This window comes from Candidatus Gracilibacteria bacterium (genome assembly GCA_041661045.1).
In the GTDB taxonomy this organism is placed as follows: domain Bacteria; phylum Patescibacteriota; class Gracilibacteria; order UBA1369; family 2-02-FULL-48-14; genus 2-02-FULL-48-14.
This window is the reverse complement of record JBAZVE010000001.1, coordinates 692,611-710,345: the sequence shown is the minus strand read 5'-3', so window position 1 is coordinate 710,345 and position 17,735 is coordinate 692,611. Positions and strand designations below refer to the sequence as shown.

Here is a 17,735-nt window from a genome sequence, read left to right as displayed (position 1 = left end):
CATAATTTACAAAAATGACCGACCTCAAGGACATTTACGGAGGCTTCCAAGACATTGGTGAGCTGGAGTGGAAAAGAGCGAAATTAGAAGAAGGTCAAAGCACCGAGCGAAGGCATCTTCATCAAAAGCACGAAGCAGAATTGTTAAGGTTAAGGGTACAACATAAAGTAGAAGAAGAAGAATTAGCAGCCAGTCAAAAGATTCAAGCAGATTCAGAACCAGCATTCAGTGCAAAAGTGGAAAGGGCACTAAAACTGAAAGCCCAAATGCATCAAGCACTCATGCAGATTCTTGATGAAACAAGGTCTACAGACCACTACTATGCAATAGACCTGGCGGATCGACTCATTAGTGGCATGGACCTACAAGCAGAGCCACCCCTGATCAACTTGGACTCTGGCACCCTCAGTCTTCAAGAGGCAGAGGACATTATTAGAGGCGTTGCCAAAGAAATTGGCCTCACAAGAGAAGCTGTACTGGCAGCATTCAAGAGCAAAAGATTGGACGATGCACGGATCGAAGAAATTAGAACTGAAATAAGTCAACATAGACGAGTGGGTGCGAAGGCACTCATTAAAGCGTAGCTTGCACTCTATCGAAAGAGGCGGACGGATTTTATTCAAGCAATAATTTTTACTTACTCTTTTTCCAGCTATTTGACAGGCCTTCATTCTATGTTAAAATCTACGCATGGACAATGGACTTACTGAGGCAGACCGTAGAATCATCATTGACGGAACCAGACTAAGGTCCAATGCAGTCAATAGAGGGTTAGACTTATCGGGAGAGGGTTTTGAAGCAGCTCTGTTGGAATGTGTTGCACGAACAAAGAAAGGTGAACTCTTTGAATATCCGGATTATTCAGACCCGGAGCAAGCCGACAAATCGGATGGAAATATCCGAACACCAAGTGCTGCAAGAGTGCAAGAACTCTTAAGGGCTCAGCTTATTAATGCTAAAAACATCCTTATTGTTTCAGGATTTGGTGCTAACGGAAATATTCTTGCAAATTATGGACAGGCCGCAGAAGTCACCGTTGTGGATTCAGACCCTGTAACTGTAGCGTGGCAAGAGGCAATTCAACGCTATTACTATAAGAAAGACCCAGAAACAAATTTTACTTTAGGGGAACTTGTAATAGCGCCACTTACTCCTTCCATAGGTCGAATACATTTTACTCCCAATGTTCTTGACCCCATATATCCAGGCTACAAAGCTCCAAGTCGGGCAAAATTGGAGTCAAAATTAGGTGATAGTGAATATTATACGAACCTAATAAAAAGATGGGTAATAGCCAATGAAAAAGCTCAGCCACTAGAAAATCTGCATATACAAAGAGCAGAATTAGGAGATTTATGGAATTTCTCTCATTCAATAACAAGGGTGCTTGCGGATAGAAATAACCATTTTGACTCTGCAATTGTGCCATTCTTAATAGATCAAACCAATGGAGTTATAGGTAGAACAAAAATAGAAAAAAGTTGTGATGAGATCTGGGAATTATGCCACGACGATTCATTTTTCTTTATTGTTTCCGATGGTGATCAATATTTGAAATACATTCCAAAAGACAGGTTTGAAAAAGTAGAACCAGATAAAAGCCTGTACCTTCCTTTTCAGTATAATAGTCGTGTAGGCTTTCACCTCTTTCGAGTGAGAAAAGATCGCTAAACGCTCGCAAACCCCCGCCAAGAACTCCACCCTGCGGGCGGTCTTGTTTGTGTGGTGATCCCACGGAGAATCGAACTCCGATTTACAGGATGAAAACCTGTTGTCCTAACCGTTAGACGATGGGACCCTGTTCGGCGAAGCCAAATCTGCTCCTGTTTGAGGGCTAGTCCAGTATATTGAGAAGCTTTTTGAAGTCAATAGGCACTAAAAAGGTCGGCCACGGAAGGGCGATTTTTCAGGTTGGCTGATCTGAAAGACACCACAGCTTCTATATTTTGCAAGCCTTTGCGCTTTCCAACCTGATAACAGGTTACTATAATCGGATCAGTTTAACCCCTAACCCCTATCGTTTATGGCTTACTCAGTCACAAACAGCAAAGGTCAAACCTACTTCCTTCACGGAAAGATGGTTACCCTCCGCGGAGGACGCAAACAGCAAATCTATTACTTTGCTCGCAAAGAAAAAGATGATGCTCTCGATGCTCTCCCAGATGGATACAAGACGACCGAAAACAAGCGAACTGGGCTTCCAATGCTCAAGAAAGCTTAATTTTCCTTGCTTCTTAAGTAAAAAAGCCCCGCCATCCGGCAGGGCTTTTTTCGACCAAAGCAAAACCCATTATTCCAGGACTTCCGTAACTTCGGTCCCGAGCTCAGACTCCAACTGCTCCAAAGAAAAAGATTCCTGCCCGGTCAAAGGCACAAGAATCAATGAAGAAACAAAAACCAAGCCGAGCATCCACAGCAAAGCCCAGACCAAAATGCGGAGTCCAGTCATGTGGCTCTTTTTATCTTGAGCGTAGTAAAGAGGGAATCCAAAAAGCAAAATGCCTTGGACCGCCAAAAAGAGCGTTACAAAAAAGACCACAAAGAAAAGATCCATGGAATAAATTCCATTTTGGTAGAGCCATTCCCCCACTTGCATAAAAAGAAAAACCGTAATGCCAATCGTGAGCAGTGACATGAGCGCGAGTACAAAACCAATCATGGCCGTTTGACGGTGCGAGAGCGTTTTACTTTTGAAGAACATGCTTGAAGGAGGCTAAGGATATAAGGAAACCCAACGATGACCAAAGCAGTGAGAATGAGATAGTGCATGGCTGGATTTTACTGTATCTTAGCTCCGATCTTTAGAAGCCGCAATGACAGTTCCAAACCTCTCGCCACTCGAAATCCTCGGCTACATCGTACTGATTGTTCCCACTTGCTACGCCATGATCGCAGGCGCTCCTTTTGTGCCCACCGAAATGGTGCAAGTGGAACGAATGCTCAAAGCAGCACACATCAAACCCGGCATGAAAGTTTACGACCTTGGCAGTGGTGATGGCCGTTTGGTGCACAAGGCCGCAAAAGAATACGGTGCCAATGCCGTGGGTTATGAATTTTCTCCGCTCGTGTGGCTCTGGGCAAAATTTCTTGGTCTATTTTGGTGGCGCAGCAAGGCAAAACTTAAGTTCGGAAATTTCTGGAAAAAAGACCTCAGCGACGCGGACATTATTTTTTGTTACTTGCTCACCCACTCCATGAAGCGGATGAAGGAACAACTGCTTCCCCAACTCAAACCCGGCGCCTTGGTGGTGTCCAACGCCTTTCTTATTGAGGGTTTAGAGCCTTGGAAAAAACTCCCCAGGATTCGAGACCAAAAGCTCGGGCCAATTTGGATCTATAAAAAAGAAGAGTCGAAAAAACAAGCACGCACAAAAAGAAAATAAAAAACTCCAAACTCAGCGGCATCGCAATGTCCGCATGGGGAATTTTTGCGAGCAAACGCACCACACCGATCACCGCTTTTAAATAGACTCCGGCCAAAAGGCTAAACAGTTCTCCTCCAATCAAAGACAGTGCCGAAAACAGCATCGAGAAGGGCAAAAGCGGAGCAACAAGCAAATTTGCAAGCAGGGAAATAATGGAAAATCGTCCAAAATAAAAGGCGATAAAAGGGGTTGTCGCCAACTGCGCGCTAAGGGTCAAAAACAAAGCCTCCTTCAAAAGCTTTGACTTGATCTTTTGGAGCGGAAAAGCTTTTTCCAAGATGGGAACAAAGACCAAAATGCCAAGGGTCGAGGCAAAGGAAAGTTGAAAGCCAATATCAAAAGGGAGAATCGCCGGATTCCATATCGTCATGAGCACGGCGCTCCACAGCAAAGCAAAAAACGCCTGACTCTTGCGCCCGATGTAAAGCCCCCACGCCGTCAAACTCCCCATGATTCCCGCCCGCACCGCCGCCGCCGAAGCTCCCACAAAAAGGACAAAAAGAGCCACCATGAGCACACTCAAAACCACTCGTTTTTTTATCAACAAAAAAGAAAAACTCCAAAAGATAAACGCAATCACCAGGCTAATATTGTACCCGGAAACCGCCACAATGTGCGTGAGCCCCACCGCCTGAAAATCCGCCGTGAGCTCCTCGCTCATCCCCTTTCGGCTTCCCAACAATAAGCCGGAAACCAAACTCGCCTCCGGCTCAAAATAAAGCCGGTTGATTCTTTTTTGCACCACCCCTTTAAATGCATACAGCGACCCCCGCAACGAAGTCCCCGCACCCTTTAAGACTTCCACCCGCGCAGAGTTCATTGTGTAAAGAACTTTATTTCGAAACAAATACCGCGCATACGAACTCCCCTGCTCCGGAACTTCCAATTGGCCCCGCAGTTCCACAAAATCTCCATAGTGCACCAACTCATACAAGGACAGCTCCGCCAAAATCCTTCCATACTCCGTGTCCACTATAATGTTTTGGTGATCAATCCGCGTGTCCACTTCAGACACAATCCGCCCCTCAAAAACGCCCTCCTCCAAAGCCACAATCGAAGCCTCCCCCAAGCTCTGCTCGTACACATTCATCCTCAAAACCCCGAACAAAAAGGCTAAAATCAAAACACCCAAAAATCTTTTCTTAAAAAGGCAGCCCATTGCGATCACAAAAATCCAAGCCATCTCACCACGCAAAAGATTCCACTCCCCAAACGCCGCCACCAAAATCCCAATGAAAAAACTCAGCGCCGATAACAGTGGAAGAATCATTTCACAAAAATCATAAGATAAAAATCAAAACCCTAAAGTGGACTCCGAATTCCCGCCAAACTCACCTGACTCACTTGCGTATACCTTTCTGTAGTACGAATGGCACTGTGTCCAAGCAGTTTTTGAATGAAGCGACTGTCCACTCCATTTTCCAAACAATGCGTCGCAAAACTGTGCCGCAAAGAATGGAACGAAGCCTCTTTCTGCAGTCCCGTTTTCTCCAAAGCCACCGCAAAAACCTTTTGAGCCGACCGTGTACTCAAAGCCCCACCCCGTTCACTCTCAAACACAAAATCCATCGCCACTTTCCCCACAACAAAACTCTTCAGCTCTTCCCTCAAATTTTCGGGCAAAAGCGTCACCCTCGCTTTGCCACCCTTCCCTTCTCGCACCACAAGCAGCTTCCGTGCAAAATCAAGATCTGCAACCCTCAACCGAACCACCTCACTCACGCGCAGCCCCGCCCCATACGCCAGCGCCACCAAATAACGGTGCTTTGTGTTGGGAATAAATTCTAAAATCTTAAGGATCTCCTCCCTCGAAAGCACCACCGGCAAGCGCACATTTCTTCGCGCAAAACGAACTTTCACAATACCCTTAAAGTGCAAACATTGTTTATAAAAAAACTTCACCGCACAAAGATAAAGATTCACCGTCTCCGGCGCCGCCCCAGCTTCAAGCTTCCCAAACAAAAACCCTTTGAGCTCCTCCTCCCGATACGCCAAACTTTTCTTCCCCGAAAAATAAAGCTCCACACATCTTAAGTAATTTTTCACCGTTTTAGAGCTGTAATGCCTCAGCCGAAGCTCTCTTTCCATTAAGGCCAAAGCTTCTTTGAGTTCCATAAGTAAAAGTAAAAAAGTAAGGAATACCCCCACTCTATAGCCCAAACCTGAAAAAATCCTGAATTTTTTCTGAATTTTTCCTTAAACTTTCCTGAATTTTTCCCACTCCCACCCCGCCCTTCTGACAAATTCATGACAAAAACCTGACAAATTCCTTACAGAATTCACCTTTTTGTCACCCCACTCCCCACAACTCGTTTCTTCACTCCTCCTCCCCCATTTCACCAAAACACCCCATTCCCCCTTGCTAGCCGCACTGTTTTCCGTTAGAAACGAGTTATGTGCCATTCCATTTTTTAGAGAAATGCTTTTAATCACTTAATCCAAAAAATATGCGTATCGAAGGCGGCGACAGCCAAAGAGATCATGTATTAGACATTATTAGAAATAATTTTTCTCGAGGCTGTAAACTCGATCGTCAGGCACGCAATATGATGGGGGCCATCCAATATGCCTTTAGTGGGCAAGATACAGGTGGAAACCCTCGCAGATTTCTCCGTAATTACGAAGAGTATTTGCGTAGCACATATAACGAAGATCAAGCAGATCTGGCTATGCAATTAAGCAACCCTGAGGCTATCGCCGCCTTTGATTCCATCATGAATGAACTTAGACAGAATTTTGATACAATAACAGCTAGTGGTGCTGAAGCGGTTGAAGAATATTGCAGTCGTTTACTAGAACTCATCGAAGGGAAGTAGTAAAAGCATTTCTCTGTTCACTTTGCTCACATTTGCTCCCTTCAGTCGCAAATGAAAAATGAAACAGCACATAACAGTGTGTTAGCGGTTCGGCCTTTCCTCCAGAAAAGCCTCTCACAAGTTTGGCCGTGGTACGCACTTCGTGCTAATTTTACCACGTCCAAACTTCGCCAACACACGGACGTTACATGAAATGCATATTTTCCTTTTGGCTAAAGCCAATTCTTAAAAATGAGATCTGATTTTGTTTTCTGTTTTATAGAGGGGAAATAAGGAGTTTTCTCCGCTTCGCTCCGAAAACAATTTACTATATAATACAAACCATGAAAAACGCTCTAACAAAAACATTTAATAATAGAACAAACCAAGGCATTATTTTTGTTTACATATTGTTAGAGCTGTTAATGTGGCATTTTAATTTTTCTATAATTTGGCTAGTAGTTTTAACGTTGATATTGGCCTTGGGGATAATTTTGGAAGCAATATACAAATTTCCACTCAAAAAAAGCATACTGATTCAGCTTGGAATTATTTTTTCCTTCATTATTTTTTCTATACTTTACGGCATTATTACTAATTTAACGTGATACAGACTTATGAAAACTAATTCCTCCAAAAAACCAATAATAATCATAGTTGCCTTTTGGACACTTCTTATTGGTGGCTTCATGTTTTACGTTCTCAGGCCAGATATTCAAGACAATTCATCAAAAAATACCATTGAGGAGATAACATCTTCACCTTTCTATGACGTTTGTCTTTCTGAAGCCGCCCAAAAAGGAAATGAATTTCTGAATTCTCAGGGATACATAACTCAACCAGATGGTTCTTTCGTAAATTCTCAAGGCGAATATCCGACCTTCGAGCTTGAAGACGAAGAAGAATCGTTAATGACCGATATTCTTTTTGATTGCCTTGAAAAGTACGAAAAAGATTCACAATCAAAACAGAATTACGTTGCTGTTCAGTATCGAAAAGATTCCGTTAATCTCGATAGTTCATATTTTGAATACTTAAATACATCAAAAAGCTCTTTCATCGAAGGCGCATGGTACGACAAAAGCAACAGTTACTTGATTATGAACATTAATGGAAAATATTATCACTATTGCGAAACACCAAAGTCAATTTGGGCAGAACTGCAAAAAGCATCCTCCTTTGGCAGTTACTATAACGCCAACATAAAAGGCAACTATGATTGTAGGGAACATTCTGTTCCCTCATACAATTAAGGTGTTTTTTATAGGGTAAAAAGAGTATCATCCACAAGCAATGGAAACACTAAAATTAATCACATCAACTGAATTTATCGAAAAATGGCAAACGCTAATTGGCTCTGCCCTAGGTCCATTTTTAGCAATCATTCTCTCAGTTATTGGATTTTTAGTTAAAGGGTGCCTACAAAAGAGATCAAACAGAAAAGAAGCAATCAGGCGGACAGAGATAGCTTTTTCTCAAACATTAAGTCATTTACTTGTCGCAGTCAGTCAGCTTGAAGATTTTATTGCCAGAGCAAAAACAATTGTGGAGCAAGTTCAAGTAGTAACCGACCCAAATTTTTATGCTATCCAAGAGACTAATTTCCCAGCAACCATTGCCATTTACTTTGATGAAGATCTGATCAAAATGAGACTCAAAAGTTATTATGTTCACAACAAAATTTTAATCACTGATTACTTGGTAAGATCAGCAAACGGCAATATTAAACAATTTCGATATGACTTTGAAAGGTTGCTGGATCGCAATGAGAGAATGGCAACACCCGAACGAATGAGACCGCCAGCTCAACGAACAGCTTTCGTCGAAAATTTTGGCGGATTCATAACCATGATTGAGACATTCGTAAATTCACTCAAGATTGAAAATGCCCTCTCCATTGCCGAAGCAAAAGTTTACAACCTCAAGCTGATGAAAAATCGTCTTTGGACAGTATGGAAATACGAGGGAACAACTCTGAAATACTTCAGGGATAAGAAAGTAATGGAAAGATATAACGGAAGTATGGATGCAGTAGACAGAATTAATGATCTCATGAAAAAGGAAGCAGAGAAATTAATGCAAGAAGCACAAAATAGGATAGCGCAAGGAGACGTGGAATGAGGAGTTTTGGGCTCGGGCATTCACCCCTTAATCCCCTCTGCCCTCGCCCAAAACAGAAAACAAAATCAGTCTCTTTTAAAGAAGAATTCCTTTTCAAGAAATTAAGGAAAATATGCACATCATGTAACAGGGTATAGGCGGTTCACTCAGTCGCTTCGCTTCTTCGTTCTCCCATATTGTTGCGCGGTGAGCCACTTCGTGGCATATTTTACCGCGCAACAACATCGCCTATACCCAGCCGTTATATGGCATTATTTGCCTGCACTACCTCTTAAAAAACATTTATGAGAAAAAACATCACTTACAATCAGCCGTTAGAAAAAGAAATTGGGTTTTCGCGGGCTGTAAGAATCGGCAACTTTATCGCTGTCACTGGAACTGCGCCAATTGCGGAAGATGGTTCAGTTCATTCTCCAGGCAATGTATATGAACAATCGAAACGTTGCCTAACGATTATCAAAAATGTTATCGAGCAAGCCGGCGGTTCGCTTGAAGATGTAATTCGCACACGTATCTTGTTAAGAGATATGAAAACGTGGAAAGATGCTGCAAAAGCTCACGGAGAATTTTTCTCTAACATACAGCCCGCCTGTACTTTCGCAGAAGTGTCTGGATTTATAAATCCAGAATGGCTGATTGAAATTGAAGCAGATTGCGTCTTGGAAGATGGCAAATAAAACCATATAACACGCACTATGCGGTTCAGGTTTTCTGATGGGCTGGCTTCGCGCAGCCTGAAAACCTTCACCCAACTTGTACAGGTGTCCGCCTTCGGCTATTTTACACCTGCACAAGCTCGCATAGTGCGGGACGTTAAGTGACATTGCGCTGATTTTCCCGTAAGCTAAATTTGCATTTAACCAAAACATTTATGTCTCAAACAAGCAAAATGGTACTCGTTGCAGTTATCGCTGCATTGATTGGTGGTGGAGGAGTTTACTTTTGGCAAACGAATGAATCGCAAGAGTCGCCATCAGTTTCCGTCCAAGAGCAAGAACTAAACGAACCTGAAACTATAACTGAAGTCACTTCATCAAATGAATGGGACGAATTAGTTGGATATAACTGTGAATTAAGTGGCGGTTCATTTAGCGACAGTGTTTGTGAATGTCCGCTAGAAGAAAGGCAAACGCAAGAGATGATGTACGACAAAAAAACAGGTTACTGCCAGACGACATTCGGCGGTCCAGGTGGAGCCGCTTTTGCTGTGTCTGTTGGCTTGCCGAACCCAGAAGGGGCATATTATTTTTGGACTGATGTCGTAGGGAATAACTGTACGGAAACGGATGGCGACTGGTTAAATGCCCGTTGCAGCTGCTCCGATGGTAAGACTTATGACAAGTCTACTGGATATTGTAAGTAAAAATCAGCACAACACCACTTAACAGAGAATATGTGGTTCTCTCCTTCGTTCCACTCAGTCGCTCACCCAAGTTTTGTAGTGGTGAGCCCTTCGGGCAAATTGTACCGCTACAAAACTTCACATATTCTCGGCCGTTATACGAAATTGCTTTGAGCAGTACAATAATCATATTCAATCAAGCCAATAATTAATTTCATCAATATGCATCATCCAAAACATCTTTATGTGACAGGTCTAGTAACAGGTGTCCTCTGCGGTCTTATTTCTGCACTAACCGTATACAGCACAATGCAATATATTGCTTCACAAGACTTAGAAACAACAAATCCAGTTATTGCAGTTGTAGTTATAAGCCTTTTAGTTGGAGGCATTATTGGCTCGATCGTGTCTTTCACAGTACATCAAGTTAGTAAATCAAAAACCAAATAGTGTTTGCTCAAAGCAACACCGTACAACAGCGCATATGCAGCTTGGCTGAGGCCTCGCCCAAATGCTCGCGCGGTGTAGCACTGCGTGCTAACATTTTACCGCGCTCGCACTTTGCATATGCGCGAACGTTAGGCGAAAGTTAGAGGTACGAGAAGTTTTGTAAAAACAACAACTTCCGATATGATTCAAGTATCATTTAACAAGTAAATATGAAAAAATTTCTACTCCTATTCGCTATCACAGTTTCTTTTGCCGCCTGTTCGTCACAAGTAGATGATACTGCTATAAATTCCGGTATTACCATTGAAACAGATGATGTCGTCGCAGTCGAAAGCCCAGAAGCCCTGCTTACCTCCTTCACATTCGGTAGCATTAATTATGAATTAGATTACCCTTCATCTTGGACTTATGCTGATGAGACTTATGATTCAGGAGGAGTTTATACACAGTTTTACGACGCAAAACAGGAGAAAACAATGATGATCGACTGCGACTGGCAAGGCGGCATGGAGGCTGAAATACTTCAATCCGACACTCGCACTTTTGAGAAACAAGACGAATTAGTAAAAGTAAAATACTCAATATTTGGCACTCAAGATAATGTTGGAAATGGCAACATCGGTCTCAGTCTTGCTGAATGGTCAGAAGAAAAATCTCAGGATTATTATTGCCAAATATTTTTTCAGCCCCCAGTCGCAGAAGCTGGTTTAGTCGAAGAAATTTTTTCATCAATTCGTTAGCACCCCTAACCAACGCCTAACAGTGAATAACCGGCTCACTTCGTTCGCTCAAAGTTGCTAATGGTTGGCCTTCGGCATATTTTACCATTAGCAACCTTCGGTTATTCACGGACATTGTACGCCATAACAAAAAATGCTATAATCATCTGATAGACCATAATTTAACAAACATTTACATGTCTGACACAAAAAAAACAGAATCTCCTGTAACTGCATGGGAGGCTTTGCCACCTGCCAAGCCAGAATCTCCTGCTGTTACTTGGGATGGTTTACAACCTCCAGTTGTTTCACAAGCAGGTGATACAGCAAAAAAAGCTGGGGAAGTAGTTTTCGAACCTCTAACTACGCCAGAAGTGGCAAAGCCTGTTGTTCAATGGGTTGGTGGAGTTGAAGAAAAGAAAGATAAATAGTTTGTCATCGCATTTTTTATTACAGCGTACAACACGCACTATGCGGTTCAGGTTTTCTGATCGGCTGGCTTTGCGCAGCCTGAAAAACCTTCACCCAACTTGTACAGGTGTCCGCCTTCGGCTATTTTACACCTGCACAAGTTCGCATAGTGCGGAACGTTGTACGAAACCGTGAAAAATGTTATAATTAGAGTAGTTTACATTCCTAATCACCATGAAATATGGAGAATCCACGTACCCTTTCCCCTGAAGAAGCAAAAGAATTGCCTAGATTTACTTTTTCACAATTTAGCTGGATGAGTAACTTTGGCCTTAAACCCTATGACCCTACCAAACAATTTCATGGAGAAGTTTTGGAAAACAATCCTGACGGAACATCTACTATCACAAGACTATATGATTTAGATGGCAATTGGGTTAGTGGTGAATTAGGTACAATTACCTGTCTTCCAGTAAAAGAGTAGCCATTTTTCACGGCATCGTACAACAGCGCATAAACAGCTCACTTCGTTCGCACAAATTGACCAGCGGTAACCCTACGGGATATTCTACCGCTGGTCTTCTTCGTTTATGCGCGACCGTTGTACGAAATTGCTTTGAACCATATAATATAAAAGAGTCTAAACAATCAGGGTAATAATTTACTTTACACTTATGCATCATCCAAAACATCTCTATACAACAGGCATTGCAACAGGCCTCCTCTGTGGGCTAGTCTCAGCTCTCACCGTCTATAGCACTATCCAATTCATTGTCTCTCAAGATTTAGAATCCTCAAATCCAGTTGTGCCCGTTGTTTTCGTTAGCATGATTGTTGGTGGAGTTATTGGCCTGATTGTTTCGCTCATCGTACATCAAATGAGCAAATCGAAAGCAAAATAAAAAGTTCAAAGCAACTTCTCACAACAGAGACTATGTAGCTCCACTTCGCTTTGCTCGTTTCGCTCAAATTTGCCAGTGATCCGCCTTCAGCATATTTTATCACTGGCAAACTTTACATAGTCTCGAACATTGTGTGAAATTTTGCTGCAGCTTTTATGACAATGTGTCAGTAATTACACTCCACATATAATTAGGCCCCTCCGATATATGCTCGGGAAAGCTAGGGTCCAAAGGTGCCCACTGACCTTCCTTTACTACAAGCGTTTTCTCTACCGTACGAATGGGCTGTCCATTAGTATCTAATTCAAATTGATACTCCCAAACAGCATCGCAATAACCACCTGCTTGCTGTATAGCGGGGTAATTCTCATCTTCTAATGTCTTAAATGTCACAGAATTGCCATTCCTAGACAAAACACCAACAAGCCCATTTGGATATGTTGTAGTTCGTACTCTTATTTTTCTGGGCACCTCTGATATCTCCAGTCCATTAAAATGTGGTTGATCTGAATCGGTAGTTGACTTCATGTAAAAGCTTTAGGGATAAGTAAGAATTATAACACTTTACATATATTTTGTCTATAGACGCTGGGTAACTGCAGCAAAACATCACACAACAGAGACTATGAGGTTCACTCCTTCTCTTTGATCAGTCGTTCACCCAAATTGGACAGGTGTACGCCTTCAGCGTATTTTACACCTGTCCGACTTCTCATAGTCTCGGACGTTGTACGCCATACTAAAATTTCCCTAACAGGATTGAAAGAGTGGCAATTTTTGCTTAAAGACTTTCGCTGAACTTATCTCCAAATGCTTGAGCAATCAACTTAAAAATAGGAGTTCCTTCTTGAACCCAAACATGAAGATTAGCTACAAATTCATCAGGATTCAGTGGCCAACCAGATTGTTCCAGAATACTTTGGTTCCGATTGAGCAAATTTTGCAGAGAAACTTTATCATATACATACAATGAGCCAGAAAAACCAGGCCATCCTCCGCCCGTGAATATACGAGTTTCGTGACCTCTCTGACGACATTCTGCTACAAATACATCAAAATTTTGACCACAATAACCTGTGATGGTTTCTACTGGCAAATACCCTACTGGTTTTTCTGGCCCAATAGTTCTAATTTGATTCAAAGCGTGTTGCTTATCTTGCTCAATCGGATCGTCGTAATTAGGACCTTCCATGGCCATAGAACAAAAAGTTAATTCTTTACATTATAGCAAAAAATTGCCACTCTTCCAATGCTCGCTGAACGCGATCAAATTTTAATACAGCGTACAACAGTGAATAACCGGCTCACTTCGTTCGCCCAAAGTTGCCAACGGTCCGCCTTCGGCATGTTTTACCATTAGCAACCTTCGGTTATTCACGAACATTAGGCGAAATGAATTTTCCCACATTCAACTTGACAAATATTATGATTGACATATAATAAATTCTATTTCAAAAACCATGAACCACAAAGAAATTCTAGACATCAGTGTTAAACCCAACGAACCATATAACGCAAAAGAAGTTACTCTTAGAGAATATCTCCGTCAACTTGCCGTAGCCCCATGGACAAATAATCCGGAAAGAATTTTTGATGGTAAGAGATTTAATGGGTCAGGTAGCTATGATTTTGCTGTTTTTGAAAGCTTAATTAGGGCTGGAGTACTTAATGGTAAATTAGATGAAGACGGATATGTTGAGGAACTAGACGTAGAGCAAGCTAAAGCATTTGTACGTGAATTGATTTCAAAGATTTTTGAAAAAGAAGAAGAAGCTACTAAATAATTGGAGAAAAATTCACATCGCCTAACAATGACTATGCGGTTCATTCCTTCGCTTCGCTCAGTCATTCCCAACATTAGCTGAAATTTATTGCATGCAATCGAAATATATTATAATGCACTGACATGAGTATAGATGACGAACCAGTTAAGCGAAGTGCCCACGAAAAAGTAGTTTTGGGTTTGGCAAAGATCATTAAGATGCATTCTGAGTCCTCTGACGCTGCCACATTATTAAATGTTGCCAGAGAACATCCTGAGGATACAATCCTCACAGATATTTTAGTAGACTTTGCATCCACTGGAGTTACTAATCTATCGCCAGACGAAACAAGCGCCATCGTTAATGGTGATTATTCTGATTTATGGATTGCTGCAAATCACATCCTAGGTAAATTTGGATATGCGGAACAAAATCCAACTGATATATCTATTTAGTAAACATCAGCTAACAGCAGTATAGCTGGTTCGGGCTAGATCAGCCCTCACCCAAGTTTATACTTGGTTGGCTTTTCGGTCATTTTACCATGTATAAACTTCAGCTATACTGCGACCGTTGTACGAAAAAGGAAAAAATGCTATAATGAGAGGACAATTTAAAAAATCACAAAATGGCTGAGTCATGTGCGTCCAGCAATGAAGAAACTCCTCAAGATATTGCCCACGAAATCTGGAGCAACCCACAAAGAGGAGATGTTTTTACTGGCAAAAATCACCTTGGCACTCGAGGAACTGTTGTTATTTTGGGAAGAAAAAATGACATTGTGGTATATGCTCTCACAGTAAATGGCCCTGTCATAAACGCTTCTCTATCTGAGTTTCAAGAAAAATACCCCTCTTCAGAAATGGGGGCACCACTTAGGAACATTACGGGCAGTCTCGTCACTGACCTTGACTATCTCCTCTAGAAAGCCATTCATTTGTGCTTTAATTGCGACGCATTTTTTTCTTCATCGTACAACAGCGCGTTAGCAGTTCGGTCTTTTTTTAGGCTGGCTTCGCTCAACCATAAAGCCCTCACCCAAGTTGGCCAGTAGTCACACTTCGTATATTTTACTACTGTCCAACTTCACCAACGCACAGCCGTTGTACGAAATATCCAGAATTGGTTCTTTTTCAAAACTTTAATTTGCAAAATTTGAAATATATGATATAATTTAAAAATGGAACTAGGCGAAACATCACCATCAAAAATCACGCCGACTCAGTTAAGAGCAGCCGCACTTGAACATTTAAGTGAGACTAGTTTGGGAGAAGTCTTTGCAAAAATACAACCTAGAACAGACAATGAAGGCAATATACAGCCACAGATAATTCAAAATTTACGAATTCTGTTAAAGACAAGAGCTGAAGGAATTCTAGAGGATGTTGTTGTGCACGAAAAATATAAAAGAATGCATAATTTTTTAGAAAAATACGAAGAAGCAAATTAAAGTTTTGAAAAAGTTAGTGAGCTGGATACTTCCGACAACACTACATAGCTGGTGAGGGCTTTTCTACAAAAGCCCTCACCCAAGTTGGCTACGCAGGGACATTAGGCAAAATACATTTTTCTCTTTTTCCATCCCGTCAACTTTTAAAAAGAAACGAAAATTTGATTTTCTGTAATAGAACCATATTAGACAATAAATTTTAATCTTGACGAGTCGACGGTTCCAACCTACAGTACACCACTAAATACTTAACTAACACTTGCATGGGTACACAAGGAATAGTATCGGTATGTGAACATGATGAAGTCGTAATGAAAGTCATTGCCGGCACGGATGGATATAACGCTCCAAATGTTGCCAAAAGATTACAACAAGAATGGCCAGTTAGTGCTGAAAGAGCATATGACATTGCCGTTGAGGAAGTATTTGGCACAGCACATGATTTAGTAGTTTTGACACTCGGACAAGCTGTTTTTCAAGGAGAGGAAGACCTTGATCCTAGATATCAGGCAACTTTTGGAGATCCTAATTTTAACCCAAGATGGGAACTAGGAATTGCTGATCATGTTGAAGTTATTGACATATAATGACGGAAAATCAAATTTTTATTCCCTTTAAAAGGTGATTTCTTTTAGAGATCAAAGGATTAAACCAGAAAAATTACATCACTTAACACGCACTTTGCCATAGAATAATTTTGACAGGACGCTCAATTAGGATTCCTTACGAAAAACTAAAACGACATAATCAGTTCCTCTAAGATTGGCAATCACTCCCTTATTATGGGTATACCTATAACGATGAGTTAATTCATCCACCATGGTAAAGCCCATTTTGCCAAGTCTATACGCCCAATCATGCACTACTCTTTGTGCATTTTGTGCTTTTGTTCCCAAACGCAAAATTCCTCCTTGTTTTAAAACACGATGAAATTCAGCAAAAGTTTTTTCATCACCAACAAATGAACCGTTCGCAACCAACTCATCAAAACTTTCATCCTCAAATGACATTTCTGTTCCATCTCCATGCACAAAATGCACACGATCTCCGTATGCTTCTTTCGCGGTCTGCCAAATCCAGTGATTAAAAGCAACTCTTGGTAATTCCAACGCAGTATAATCTTCTCCTTCCTCTAGTAACAAGTTGCGTTCATTTGGTGCTAATTTCCTCAAATTCTCGCCATGTTTTTGGTGCATTGGATTCGAGCCCGGCCCTATTTCTAAAATTCGTTTCATTTTAATTTTAATTATCTCATTATACCAAAATTGGCGTAATTATTCTATGGCAACACGCAGTATGCGGTTTCGCTCGGTTGCACCTCGCTACACCCATATTCACTGGCTGCACTGCACTTCGTGCGATATTATACAGCCAGTGAATATCGCATACTGCGAAATCTTATGTCAAAATATAGCAAAATCATTCTCTCCCTCCTCTTAGTCTCATTAATTTTAGGGGCCGGAATTTACTCGTGGCAAAAACGAGAAGCCATTCTCGAAATTGAAGATGCGGAGGATGAAAATATAAATACTTGGGGAGGTAATGGGTTTACATTTGAGTACCCAAGCACACTGGTTGCACACGAGAATTGGTGGTCACCACCTTCCCAAGAAGGTTTGTGGGAACAAGATGTATTTGAATCTTGTCTTGATTTTGACCTAGAAGGCTTTGTTGAATCCCTTCCACCAGGTGACATGATCGCACCATGCACGGTCCCTAACATTGGAGTGAAATCTGAAACAACGGACTTAACTCTCGAAGAGTATATTGGTAAAAACTACAACTATCTCACCACATCTCCCGAAGAGATACATTTGGGAGAGAATGATTTTACAAAAGGTATTCTTGAGGATTTGAACGGTACAACATACTATTTCGCAGCAAATAAAGGTACAGTAGTAATTTTTTATACTCTTGGGATACATGAAGTTTCTGATCCACCAGCTGATGATCTAACAGAAATGATGTCCACTCTAAAATTTGAATAAAAATCAGCGCAACGAGAGCCAACAATGAATAACAGGTTCACGAACATTAGGCGAAAGGCCCCATAAAAACAGCTGCAATTGCTGCTCGTGTCTTACCAATTTCTTCTTTACCAGCTGCAGTAAGCTCGTGTCTTATTGATCCAGGTCCACGGCCAGAAGCAGGCAGTACTTCTGCAGGAGTTATTAACCCCTCTCGAGTTAATTCCTGTATAATTCGATGATAAGTAGAACGATGAGCGTCAACTCCAGAATCCACTAGCGCATCACAAAGCTCCTGAACAGTTCTTGGTCTTTGACTAAGCAGATGAAGAGTAGCAGCTCTATTGAATTTGATGTCTATTGCACTCATTCGAAGCCAATAAAATTAGT

The 17,735-nt window shown here is 41.5% G+C and carries 26 protein-coding genes and 1 tRNA gene; 20 read left to right on the top strand and 7 right to left on the bottom strand.

The features are described from left to right. The first annotated feature begins 14 nt into the window (after positions 1-14). Complete coding sequence (locus WC777_03470) at positions 15-584, top strand: hypothetical protein (protein ID MFA6024248.1); 570 nt, start codon at positions 15-17, stop codon at positions 582-584. Positions 585-690: 106 nt separating this feature from the next. Next, entirely contained in the window at positions 691-1,671 is a 981-nt protein-coding gene (locus WC777_03465) for a hypothetical protein (GenBank protein MFA6024247.1), read from the top strand. A 52-nt stretch (positions 1,672-1,723) separates the two neighbouring features. On the opposite strand, the gene WC777_03460 is transcribed toward WC777_03465, so the two are convergent. After that, positions 1,724-1,798: transfer RNA gene (locus WC777_03460), tRNA-Glu, on the bottom strand. 225 nt (positions 1,799-2,023) lie between these two features. On the opposite strand from WC777_03460, the gene WC777_03455 reads away from it, so the two are divergent. Then, positions 2,024-2,221, top strand: a complete 198-nt coding sequence (locus WC777_03455; GenBank protein MFA6024246.1) for a hypothetical protein — start codon at positions 2,024-2,026, stop codon at positions 2,219-2,221. Between the two features lie 69 nt (positions 2,222-2,290). On the opposite strand, the gene WC777_03450 is transcribed toward WC777_03455, so the two are convergent. Continuing rightward, positions 2,291-2,701 (bottom strand): hypothetical protein, encoded by a 411-nt coding sequence (locus WC777_03450; GenBank protein MFA6024245.1) that lies wholly within the window; start codon positions 2,699-2,701, stop codon positions 2,291-2,293. Positions 2,702-2,813: 112 nt separating this feature from the next. On the opposite strand from WC777_03450, the gene WC777_03445 reads away from it, so the two are divergent. Then, positions 2,814-3,383 (top strand): hypothetical protein, encoded by a 570-nt coding sequence (locus tag WC777_03445; GenBank protein ID MFA6024244.1) that lies wholly within the window; start codon positions 2,814-2,816, stop codon positions 3,381-3,383. Here the strand turns inward: WC777_03445 and WC777_03440 are convergent. Further along, on the bottom strand, positions 3,265-4,695 hold the full coding sequence (locus tag WC777_03440) for a ComEC/Rec2 family competence protein (GenBank protein MFA6024243.1): 1,431 nt from the start codon (positions 4,693-4,695) through the stop codon (positions 3,265-3,267). The genes WC777_03445 and WC777_03440 overlap by 119 nt on opposite strands. A gap of 32 nt (positions 4,696-4,727) precedes the next feature. Next, on the bottom strand, positions 4,728-5,540 hold the full coding sequence (locus WC777_03435; protein ID MFA6024242.1) for a tyrosine-type recombinase/integrase: 813 nt from the start codon (positions 5,538-5,540) through the stop codon (positions 4,728-4,730). A 332-nt stretch (positions 5,541-5,872) separates the two neighbouring features. On the opposite strand from WC777_03435, the gene WC777_03430 reads away from it, so the two are divergent. The 10 genes from WC777_03430 to WC777_03385 all read left to right on the top strand — a co-directional run bounded on the left by WC777_03430 (position 5,873) and on the right by WC777_03385 (position 12,165). After that, positions 5,873-6,241: a hypothetical protein gene (locus WC777_03430; protein MFA6024241.1), complete on the top strand. Its 369-nt coding sequence runs from the start codon at positions 5,873-5,875 to the stop codon at positions 6,239-6,241. A 323-nt stretch (positions 6,242-6,564) separates the two neighbouring features. After that, a complete protein-coding gene (locus tag WC777_03425; GenBank protein MFA6024240.1) occupies positions 6,565-7,473 on the top strand; it encodes a KTSC domain-containing protein in 909 nt (302 codons plus the stop codon). A gap of 40 nt (positions 7,474-7,513) precedes the next feature. Then, positions 7,514-8,446, top strand: coding sequence for a hypothetical protein (locus WC777_03420; protein MFA6024239.1), 933 nt, complete (start codon positions 7,514-7,516; stop codon positions 8,444-8,446). A gap of 179 nt (positions 8,447-8,625) precedes the next feature. Continuing rightward, positions 8,626-9,018, top strand: coding sequence for a RidA family protein (locus WC777_03415; protein MFA6024238.1), 393 nt, complete (start codon positions 8,626-8,628; stop codon positions 9,016-9,018). 194 nt (positions 9,019-9,212) lie between these two features. Next, positions 9,213-9,704 carry a hypothetical protein gene (locus tag WC777_03410; GenBank protein ID MFA6024237.1) on the top strand — a complete coding sequence of 164 codons (492 nt, stop codon included), beginning with the start codon at positions 9,213-9,215 and terminating at the stop codon, positions 9,702-9,704. 201 nt (positions 9,705-9,905) lie between these two features. After that, positions 9,906-10,133 (top strand): hypothetical protein, encoded by a 228-nt coding sequence (locus WC777_03405; protein ID MFA6024236.1) that lies wholly within the window; start codon positions 9,906-9,908, stop codon positions 10,131-10,133. 209 nt (positions 10,134-10,342) lie between these two features. After that, positions 10,343-10,873, top strand: a complete 531-nt coding sequence (locus WC777_03400; protein MFA6024235.1) for a hypothetical protein — start codon at positions 10,343-10,345, stop codon at positions 10,871-10,873. A 176-nt stretch (positions 10,874-11,049) separates the two neighbouring features. Further along, on the top strand, positions 11,050-11,283 hold the full coding sequence (locus WC777_03395) for a hypothetical protein (GenBank protein ID MFA6024234.1): 234 nt from the start codon (positions 11,050-11,052) through the stop codon (positions 11,281-11,283). Between the two features lie 221 nt (positions 11,284-11,504). Next, positions 11,505-11,747 carry a hypothetical protein gene (locus WC777_03390; GenBank protein MFA6024233.1) on the top strand — a complete coding sequence of 81 codons (243 nt, stop codon included), beginning with the start codon at positions 11,505-11,507 and terminating at the stop codon, positions 11,745-11,747. A gap of 190 nt (positions 11,748-11,937) precedes the next feature. Then, on the top strand, positions 11,938-12,165 hold the full coding sequence (locus WC777_03385; GenBank protein MFA6024232.1) for a hypothetical protein: 228 nt from the start codon (positions 11,938-11,940) through the stop codon (positions 12,163-12,165). 781 nt (positions 12,166-12,946) lie between these two features. Here the strand turns inward: WC777_03385 and WC777_03380 are convergent. Next, positions 12,947-13,363 (bottom strand): hypothetical protein, encoded by a 417-nt coding sequence (locus WC777_03380; protein MFA6024231.1) that lies wholly within the window; start codon positions 13,361-13,363, stop codon positions 12,947-12,949. A gap of 262 nt (positions 13,364-13,625) precedes the next feature. Here WC777_03380 and WC777_03375 point away from each other — a divergent pair, with 262 nt between their 5' ends. From WC777_03375 to WC777_03355, 5 genes are all read left to right on the top strand, one after another. Then, entirely contained in the window at positions 13,626-13,949 is a 324-nt protein-coding gene (locus WC777_03375) for a hypothetical protein (protein ID MFA6024230.1), read from the top strand. A gap of 122 nt (positions 13,950-14,071) precedes the next feature. Beyond that, positions 14,072-14,383: a hypothetical protein gene (locus WC777_03370; protein MFA6024229.1), complete on the top strand. Its 312-nt coding sequence runs from the start codon at positions 14,072-14,074 to the stop codon at positions 14,381-14,383. Positions 14,384-14,556: 173 nt separating this feature from the next. Beyond that, positions 14,557-14,853 (top strand): hypothetical protein, encoded by a 297-nt coding sequence (locus tag WC777_03365; protein ID MFA6024228.1) that lies wholly within the window; start codon positions 14,557-14,559, stop codon positions 14,851-14,853. A 255-nt stretch (positions 14,854-15,108) separates the two neighbouring features. Then, positions 15,109-15,378, top strand: a complete 270-nt coding sequence (locus WC777_03360; GenBank protein MFA6024227.1) for a hypothetical protein — start codon at positions 15,109-15,111, stop codon at positions 15,376-15,378. Between the two features lie 263 nt (positions 15,379-15,641). Next, positions 15,642-15,965, top strand: coding sequence for a hypothetical protein (locus tag WC777_03355; GenBank protein MFA6024226.1), 324 nt, complete (start codon positions 15,642-15,644; stop codon positions 15,963-15,965). 126 nt (positions 15,966-16,091) lie between these two features. Here the strand turns inward: WC777_03355 and WC777_03350 are convergent, their stop codons facing one another. Continuing rightward, positions 16,092-16,613 (bottom strand): methyltransferase domain-containing protein, encoded by a 522-nt coding sequence (locus WC777_03350; GenBank protein ID MFA6024225.1) that lies wholly within the window; start codon positions 16,611-16,613, stop codon positions 16,092-16,094. 165 nt (positions 16,614-16,778) lie between these two features. Between WC777_03350 and WC777_03345 the strand changes: the two genes are divergently transcribed. Continuing rightward, a complete protein-coding gene (locus WC777_03345; protein MFA6024224.1) occupies positions 16,779-17,366 on the top strand; it encodes a hypothetical protein in 588 nt (195 codons plus the stop codon). A 46-nt stretch (positions 17,367-17,412) separates the two neighbouring features. Here the strand turns inward: WC777_03345 and WC777_03340 are convergent, their stop codons facing one another. Further along, positions 17,413-17,715 carry a hypothetical protein gene (locus WC777_03340; GenBank protein MFA6024223.1) on the bottom strand — a complete coding sequence of 101 codons (303 nt, stop codon included), beginning with the start codon at positions 17,713-17,715 and terminating at the stop codon, positions 17,413-17,415. Between the last annotated feature and the right edge of the window lie 20 nt (positions 17,716-17,735).